This window comes from Stenotrophomonas sp. YJH_SMC_135 (genome assembly GCF_059372355.1).
Genome location: NZ_JCAFVN010000015.1, coordinates 1 through 7,369, shown reverse-complemented (window position 1 = coordinate 7,369; position 7,369 = coordinate 1). Strand labels below are relative to the sequence as shown.

At 60.8% G+C, this 7,369-nt stretch carries 10 protein-coding genes and 1 pseudogene; 10 read left to right on the top strand and 1 reads right to left on the bottom strand.

Translation table 11 applies throughout. The features are described 5' to 3' along the window. From AC5P98_RS21845 to AC5P98_RS21810, 8 genes and pseudogenes are all read left to right on the top strand, one after another. Positions 1 to 580, top strand: a 580-nt coding sequence (locus tag AC5P98_RS21845) for an RHS repeat domain-containing protein (RefSeq protein WP_495230215.1), incomplete at its 5' end; no start/stop codon positions are given. Positions 581 to 804: 224 nt separating this feature from the next. Then, positions 805 to 1,554 (top strand): annotated as a pseudogene (locus AC5P98_RS21840) (RHS repeat-associated core domain-containing protein); the annotation flags it as partial. 15 nt (positions 1,555 to 1,569) lie between these two features. Further along, entirely contained in the window at positions 1,570 to 2,001 is a 432-nt protein-coding gene (locus AC5P98_RS21835) for a hypothetical protein (protein ID WP_234413166.1), read from the top strand. Between the two features lie 17 nt (positions 2,002 to 2,018). After that, entirely contained in the window at positions 2,019 to 2,459 is a 441-nt protein-coding gene (locus AC5P98_RS21830) for a YbbD-related protein (protein ID WP_141098601.1), read from the top strand. Between the two features lie 318 nt (positions 2,460 to 2,777). Next, entirely contained in the window at positions 2,778 to 3,101 is a 324-nt protein-coding gene (locus AC5P98_RS21825; protein ID WP_087786543.1) for a hypothetical protein, read from the top strand. 474 nt (positions 3,102 to 3,575) lie between these two features. After that, positions 3,576 to 3,953, top strand: coding sequence for a hypothetical protein (locus AC5P98_RS21820; protein ID WP_049404251.1), 378 nt, complete (start codon positions 3,576 to 3,578; stop codon positions 3,951 to 3,953). A 98-nt stretch (positions 3,954 to 4,051) separates the two neighbouring features. Next, the gene (locus tag AC5P98_RS21815; RefSeq protein WP_049404253.1) at positions 4,052 to 4,438 is read left to right on the top strand and encodes a hypothetical protein; all 387 of its coding nucleotides are present in this window, start codon (positions 4,052 to 4,054) and stop codon (positions 4,436 to 4,438) included. A gap of 10 nt (positions 4,439 to 4,448) precedes the next feature. Next, the gene (locus tag AC5P98_RS21810) at positions 4,449 to 5,069 is read left to right on the top strand and encodes a hypothetical protein (RefSeq protein ID WP_234413051.1); all 621 of its coding nucleotides are present in this window, start codon (positions 4,449 to 4,451) and stop codon (positions 5,067 to 5,069) included. A gap of 19 nt (positions 5,070 to 5,088) precedes the next feature. On the opposite strand, the gene AC5P98_RS21805 is transcribed toward AC5P98_RS21810, so the two are convergent. Beyond that, on the bottom strand, positions 5,089 to 5,463 hold the full coding sequence (locus AC5P98_RS21805; protein WP_049404254.1) for a hypothetical protein: 375 nt from the start codon (positions 5,461 to 5,463) through the stop codon (positions 5,089 to 5,091). A gap of 566 nt (positions 5,464 to 6,029) precedes the next feature. Between AC5P98_RS21805 and moaA the strand changes: the two genes are divergently transcribed. Both moaA and AC5P98_RS21795 read left to right on the top strand, forming a co-directional pair. Then, on the top strand, positions 6,030 to 7,010 hold the full coding sequence (gene moaA / locus AC5P98_RS21800) for a GTP 3',8-cyclase MoaA (RefSeq protein WP_495230214.1): 981 nt from the start codon (positions 6,030 to 6,032) through the stop codon (positions 7,008 to 7,010). Between the two features lie 8 nt (positions 7,011 to 7,018). Continuing rightward, positions 7,019 to 7,369, top strand: a 351-nt coding sequence (locus tag AC5P98_RS21795; RefSeq protein WP_495230213.1) for a cyclic pyranopterin monophosphate synthase MoaC, incomplete at its 3' end; no start/stop codon positions are given.

Genomic DNA, 7,369 nt, shown 5'->3' with positions numbered 1-7,369 from the left:
GCAGCCGGATCATCTGGGCACGCCGCGCGTGGTGATCGATCCGGTACGGAATGTCTCGATCTGGGAGTGGAGCAACAAGAGCGAGGTGTTCGGCAACCAGATTCCGAGTGCAGACCCGGACGGGGATGGTGTGGCGTTCGATCTGGTGTTGCGATTCCCGGGCCAGCAGACGACGGATGCGAATGGGCTGTTCTACAACTACCAGCGCGAGTACGACCCGGCAGCAGGGCGGTACTCGCAGAGCGATCCCATCGGTCTACTTGGGGGGATTGCAAGCTTTGCGTATGCTGGTGGGAATCCGATTTCACAGTCCAATTCTCTTGGATTGTGCGAAGACGATAATGGTTCTGATGCTCCCATTCATCAAAAGACATATGGCAAGTACTTCAAGTCATGCATGTCCTATGTTCAGCCTCCGACATGGTTGACTTTGCCGGTGTCTGGTGCGTCCGTTCTGACGTTGTTTGTTGAAGTACCCTTTGTTGCCGGTGTTGCAACAGTGGGGGGAGGAGCGCTGGCGAGCTATGAGGTTGGAGCCGCTATCGTCTGCGCTATGGCTGGAATTCAAACTCTGCAGTGAGCCCTATGAAACTGACACGCGGGTGGCTTCTTACACTTTCTGGCATTTGGCTAGCACTTTCGGCTTTGATGCTGTGGCTTGACCGAATCTGGGATGCGTGTGGCGCGTTGCTAGCTGCGACAGCCTTCTTTCTCGTTGCCTTGAGGAGAAAGCAGCATTTGGCTGGCGGATCACAAGAGTAGCGTGCCTTCTCAGCCCCTTCTTCGAAGAGGGGGCTTGAGAATTTTGACTCCACCGGTAATCGCACCCCGCTGACCACTTCGGCAGGCACCGCCAGCTACATCTATCCTCCAACCAGCCATCGCCTGGCTGCAGTGGATGGCGAGGTACGCAACCATGACGCAGCGGGGAATACCACCAGCATCGGCGGCAAGACGTTCATCTACAACGATGCCAACCGCATGAACGCGGTGAAGCAGGGCAATGCCGTGCTGGAAAGCTACGCTTACAATCATCGCGGTGAGCGCGTGCTGCGTACCCCGGCCGGTGGCGCAGCGCAGATCACCCTGTACGACGAAGCAGGGCAGTGGCTGGGCAACTACTCGGCCACGGACCAAGCGCAGCAGCAGGCCATCTGGCTGGACAACTACCCGGTGGCACTGATGAACACGCCGGCTACCGGCGTGCCGGAGCTGGCCTACGTCCAACCAGATCATCTGGGCACGCCGCGCGTGGTGATCGATCCGGTACGGAATGTCTCGATCTGGGAGTGGAGCAACAAGAGCGAAGTGTTCGGCAACCAGATTCCGAGGGCTGACCCGGATGGCGATGGTGTGGCGTTTGGGCTTGCGCTGCGCTTCCCGGGCCAGCAGGCGACGGATGCGAGTGGGATGCTCTACAACTACCAGCGTGAATACGACCCGGTGGTGGGGCGGTATTCGCAGAGTGATCCAATTGGGCTTGGTGGAGGTGTTAGCACCTATACCTATGCAATCGGCAATACAATTTCGCGCGTTGATCCACTGGGTTTGAAAGACTCCCAGCCTGGAGTGACTGTGACAGAAACTGGCGCATATACGGTCGATTGGCGCTATTACGTGAATAGGACATTGGAAGCTCTTGGCTTTCCGGGGGCATTTGTCGCGGGAGCCAGCGACTTCGGCGGGCAGTATGCCAATCAACGGTCAGCCACACACGTGGTTGGTGGGTCTCATAACGGATGGGGTGGCCAGGATAGGTACTTCCACTGCATGGCGAACTGCGAGGCTGCACAGAAGGGTATGGGCGGATCAGCTGCTGCTCAGTGCATAAGCAACGGGCGCGAGTGGTTCGATCAAAGCATCAAGGGCGACTCTGCCGCTGACTCCGCTGCGGATCAGTTGGCAAATCGCCTCGGACGATCATCTGGACAAATGAGTCGTACGGGGAGTTGCTCGCAGATGTGCGGGAGCTATCGTCCCGGTGGAAACTTCCCCTACTGATGATTTGGACGCCTCAAATGTACGCTCCCAAGCTGCTCCCAGTCGTGATGCTGTCAATCGCACTTTCTGGTTGCATGGAAGTTGCCAGCACCGAGTATGCAGACCGCAATCAAGCCGTCTCAAGACAAGCAATCGGTGAATCGAAATGGTTGCCTTCATGGTTGCCTGAGGACGCAGTCAACATACGCGAGTCGCACGACATGGACACAAATGAATCGTGGCTGGTTTTCCGCCTGACCAGCGGGGTTCTTGCTTTGCCCGAAGAATGTAGGCTGGTGAGCAGGCCGGAGATGTCCGACGCGCGAGTCATGCGGAGATTTCCTCCGTTTGCCCGCAACGCGTGGTCGCGAGCGTCAAGCTATGGCGGCAAGTTCTATCTGTGTCCGGAGGGAAATGCTGGCCGCTGGGTCATGCGCGATGAAGAGCTGGGCCTTGTTTACAGCGGAATAAAGTTATAGGTGGCTGGGCGGTCTCACCTAGTAAGCGAAATGCGTGAGTGGCACGTGGCGATCTCCTTTCCCGGTGCCTGATTCGGCACTTTCCGGCCGAGCGTCGTGTGGGTTCGGGTATGTGTCAAATCGACCTTGCCACTTGTCCGTGTTCACGAATGGGAGGGCCGTGTAAGAAGATCGGATGGTCCGGCAAGCTTCAAGCACCCAGGCGTTCGGCAGGAAGATTGCTGGGCCGCGGTGACGACTGTGCGGGAGGACCTATGGGATATCGGCTCCATGGTTTATTGTGGCTGCAGCGCAGGCGGTGGATAGAGGCGAAGGGAAATGAAAGACAAACTGAGAGAAAGAGAGGCGCTGTCGCCAACTGGCTTCTATGACCGATACTATGCGGAGAGTGGCCTGGATCAGGAAACCGTAGTGGAGCTGCTGGAGCATATTGCAGACGAGCTTCGTTTGCCCTCCGGGAAGCTCCGTCCTGGAGATCGATTTTCGAAGGAACTGTCGCCTGGTGAAGCTCATGGTTGGGACTCGGGGTATGGGGTGTTGATATTCGAGCTTCAATCGCTCGCAAAAAAACGTGGTATTGCAGTCGATCGGCGGGTGGATTCGCTCGACGACTACATTCGTATCATGGCGGGTATCTATTGATGAGATTGATGCGTCCCTGAATGGCTATCGGCGTGAGACGTCGCAGTGCGTACTGAGGATTCGGGGATGCCAAAGTGAGGTGTGCCGCCGCTGTCATTACCGGTCTGGTTCTGGCGGGCTGTGCAACATCGGGTGGCGATATGGTCGTGCGCGTCTCGGGAAGCGTGCCGCCAGGTCAGGGTGACGTTCGCGCTCTAGATTGTGAGCTGAGTATGCTCGGGGAGGACGAAGGTGTAGTCTCGTCGAAACCGGTTGGAAGCACATTCTCGGTCCCCATGATGGTCGTTGCAGGGCCGGAACCCAGAAGCTACCAATTCGCCGTCGAATGCAGGGATGGCCGGAGGTTCGCATCCAAGCCGGTGCAGATCAGTAGTCGGCGGTCCTATGCCCGGGATCTCAATCTTGGGGAGCTTCAGGAGCGGTGACCGGCGATCGTCCTCGCGCATCCCAGAGCTCTGATCGGGAATCTAGTCCATGAGATTCATTTACGTGTTGCTCTTCATCCTTCTCACGGGTGCGGCGCTGTTTTCATTTCGCAAACTCCATCGAGGTGAGCTGGGCGAGAAGCCGGTTTATGCCGCTTTGCAGAGAGCAGAGCTGGAGTACAGACGCCAGCCGGTTGGCGACCTGATCTATGAAGAAGGGGGCGGGCATCTGCTCGCCGGGTTCTCTATAGACGCACAAGCGAGGGTTTGGGTTGCGTTGGACACAATGAGGGACAATGGGGATCTGTTTGTCGTCCCTATGCACGGGGAACAGAGAGTCCCTTGTCAACTCGTCGATCAGCTGGTGTCGGCCAATGTCGGATCAGCACAGGCTAGGCACGCGTTGAAGGCGTCTTGCGTGAAGTAGGGCGTTGCGAGGCTGAAGAAATTCCCCGTACACGCCGCAGCAATGATGACGGCGGTGATTCGGTCGTTCTGTTGTATGGGTTTGGGGGATTCCAGTAGATGAAGGATTTCAACGCGCTCGAATGGTGTGATGCCACGTTGCTGGCTATCAACATCGATAGAAGGAATCCAGGCGTATGCGATGAGGTAAAGGTCCACGTGCGCTGGCCGGACGGTCGGGAGTCAATCGTTTGCTTCCCGGAAGCGTACGGGTGCTCTGCGCTCATGAACTTCGGCGTACTGGGGGAGGAGGGAATAGAGTTCGCCAGGGTCGACGATGACGAGCCGGGACTCGCTGATCTTCTTGATCGTTGGAAGGCGGTCGGCTATCCGCTGTCCGGCCTGAAGTGTTTTCGTATCGAGACCACCTCGACCGGTAGCGTCATTCTGATCTACGCCAGGACATGGCGGATCGAGCATCTGCCGATGGCGGGTGCAGTGCCCTGAAGGACATTCCGTGCCCAGATTCCTCACCCCCGACAAGGTCTCCCTCATCCGGGGGAAGGCGCCTGAGAAGACCGAGCGGAGATATCCTTGGGGTCATGATTTTTGGCCCTGCGGCGACGTTGGCCGCCACACTCTGCAAATTGGGACCTTGATGATGGTGAGGATCCTGACAGCACTACTTCTGATTGGAGTCGGACTTGGATTCTCTGGCGGCGCATGGGCTGTAGGAAAGCGGCCCTTCAAGATGATCCAGTTCTGCGTGCATGACCAAGAGGGCGTGAATCGGTTCAAGCAGACCCTCAGCTCTATCGCCAAGGACGAAGGAATGCAGTTCTTCGATGGCAGCGCTGAATTGGATCGCCAGCTTGCCAGGGCAAAGGTGGACGTGCAACGCCCTGTCGTCTACATCGGAGTGAAGCGGGAAGATGGCTCGGGACTGGAGGCGGGGAACCTCGGATTGGATCGCTTCGAGATAGCTATTGGCTTCTCTGAAGGGAAGATGCCCGCCGAGGCATGGTCATTCTCTTTCCGCGTCGAACGCGCTTTGGCAGATCGCTGGAATGTACACGCGGTTCCCCCGAACAAGGGGGCTGCGCCGACGGCGTGTCGGGCGGGAGGCGATCCTCGCTGAAGTCCGTTGCACATGGCATTCACCCTTCGGGCTGCAACCGCCCTACCGCCTGGGCGCACAACGACTGGCAGGCCATGACCAACCCCTCCATCACGCGGTCGCCCACGTACTGCCCGGGTTCGCCGTTCTGCCGGGTGCGTTCGGCTGCCAGCAGCATTTCCAGCACCACCCGCAACCCAGTCAACGCGCAATCGGCGTCGGCCAGGGCCAGGCAGCGCCCGGGCAGCTGATGCCGCTCCGGCCAGGGTTGTCCGTCGGCCGCCGCACCGGAGCCGATGCGGTGGAGATTGGCAATGAAGGTGTTCCTGTCCACTGTTGGCTTAGCCTGTGGCGAACCGTCGTCGCCGGCGGTGCTGCGGTAGGCGTGCAGATGCGGGAAGTCCGATTCGTTCATGGCAAGGCTCCGTGCAGGGCAATCGGTAGCCGCCACCCATAAAAGTGGCGGACGGTACGTGGTTCGAACACCGGGTTGATGTCAGTCCGGCGGGCCCGAAGGCCCCCACGCACCGCCCGCCATAGCCGGCAGACGGATTGCCAGCCGGCGCCACGCTAAGGTGGCGCCGGCTGGCAAGCGCATACATCAACATCAACTCGGGTGTTCGAAGCCCGGCCACGCTTTTCCGGTGGCACGCCATCTGAGCCCCTGGCGCTGTGCAATGCCAATCAGAAGAGTTGCAAACATCACTCGATTGGAGACGCTTTTGACATTGTCCTACGCTGTTAAGTCCCGCCAGTGCTGGCTGGCGTAGTGATCCGCCCGCAACGCGCAATCTGCGACAGGTGTCGAGGTTGTCACGGCGAACGGGACGGGCCGGGAGGGCCTATCACGACAGGCGTTGCCAATTCAGCTGCGGGCTGTCCCGGGTTGACGCTTTCAACGCCCCAGCGCACTCTGCGGGCTGGGGTCGACAACCCGTTCAGGGGCAGGGCTGCAGGGTGGTACCAGGAGGCGGAACAGCCATGAGCCAACTCACCGACAGCTTCGGACGCAGCTTTCCGTACCTGCGCTTGTCGCTCACCGAAGCCTGCAACTTCCGGTGCAGCTACTGCCTGCCCGACGGCTACCAGGCCGACGTCCGCCCGCGTTTCCTGCAGGTGGATGAGATCGGCCGCCTGGTGCGGGCCTTCGCGGCGTTGGGCATGAGCAAGATCCGCCTGACCGGCGGCGAGCCCAGCCTGCGCAAGGATCTGGACGAGATCATCGCCACCGTGGCGGCGGTGCCGGGCATCCGCAAGGTGGCCATCACCACCAATGGCACGCTGCTGCCGCGGCGCCTGCCGGGCTGGCACCGGGCCGGCCTGACCGCGCTGAACGTGAGCATGGACAGCCTGCAACGCGAGCGTTTCCACACCATCACCGGGCACGACCGCCTGCCGGAGATCCAGCAGGGCCTGGCGCTGGCGCAGGCGTTGGGCCTGCCGGCGATCAAGCTCAACGCGGTACTGCTGCGGGGCCTGAACGACGACGATCTGCCGCAGTGGATGGACTACCTGCGTGTCCGCCCCTTCAGCGTGCGCTTCATCGAGCTGATGCGCACCGGCGACAACGAAGCCTATTTCCAGCGCCACCACCTGCGCGCCGACGTGGTGATCGAGCAGCTGCTGGCCGCGGGCTGGCACGAGCGTCCGCGCGCGGCCGACGCCGGCCCGGCGCGCGAGTTCGGCCACCCCGACCATCGCGGCAGCATCGGCATCATCGCCCCGTATTCGCGTGACTTCTGCAAGGGCTGCAACCGCCTGCGGGTGACCGCCAAGGGCGACCTGCGGCTGTGCCTGTTCGGCGAGTTCGGCGTACCGCTGCGCCCGCTGCTGCAGCGCGATGAGGACCACGACGCGCTGCTGGCACGCATCACCACCCAGCTTGGCCTGAAAGCGGCCGGGCATGGACTGCACCAGGGCCAGACCGGGCTGACCCCGCACCTGGCCTCCATCGGAGGATGAGCAACACGATGAGTGGGGAATTGAACGCGGCCTTCCACATGGCCGATGTGCGCAACAAGCGCATCAGCCGCCGCCGTGCGGTGGCGGTGGGCGAGCTGAATGCCGGTCCACTGGCCTATCCGCTGATTGTCGAGCGCCGCCTGCCCAAGGGCGATGCGCTGGTGATGGCCGAGATTGCCGGCCTGCAGGGCGCCAAGATGGCCTCGATGCTGATGCCGCTGTGCCACCCGCTGCCGCTGGAACTGGTGCAGGTGTTCTGCGCGCCGGTACCGGAACGGCAGGCGATCCGCGTGTGGTGCGAGTGCGCCAGCGAGGCGCGCACCGGCGTGGAGATGGAGGCACTGGCCGGCGTCAACGCG

Coding starts and splice junctions, on each gene's coding strand:
- AC5P98_RS21830 (WP_141098601.1), top strand. CDS start 2,019: ATGTACGCTCCCAAGCTGCTCCCAGTCGTGATGCTGTCAATCGCACTT.
- AC5P98_RS21825 (WP_087786543.1), top strand. CDS start 2,778: ATGAAAGACAAACTGAGAGAAAGAGAGGCGCTGTCGCCAACTGGCTTC.
- AC5P98_RS21820 (WP_049404251.1), top strand. CDS start 3,576: ATGAGATTCATTTACGTGTTGCTCTTCATCCTTCTCACGGGTGCGGCG.
- AC5P98_RS21815 (WP_049404253.1), top strand. CDS start 4,052: ATGAAGGATTTCAACGCGCTCGAATGGTGTGATGCCACGTTGCTGGCT.
- AC5P98_RS21805 (WP_049404254.1), bottom strand. CDS start 5,463: ATGAACGAATCGGACTTCCCGCATCTGCACGCCTACCGCAGCACCGCC.
- moaA (WP_495230214.1), top strand. CDS start 6,030: ATGAGCCAACTCACCGACAGCTTCGGACGCAGCTTTCCGTACCTGCGC.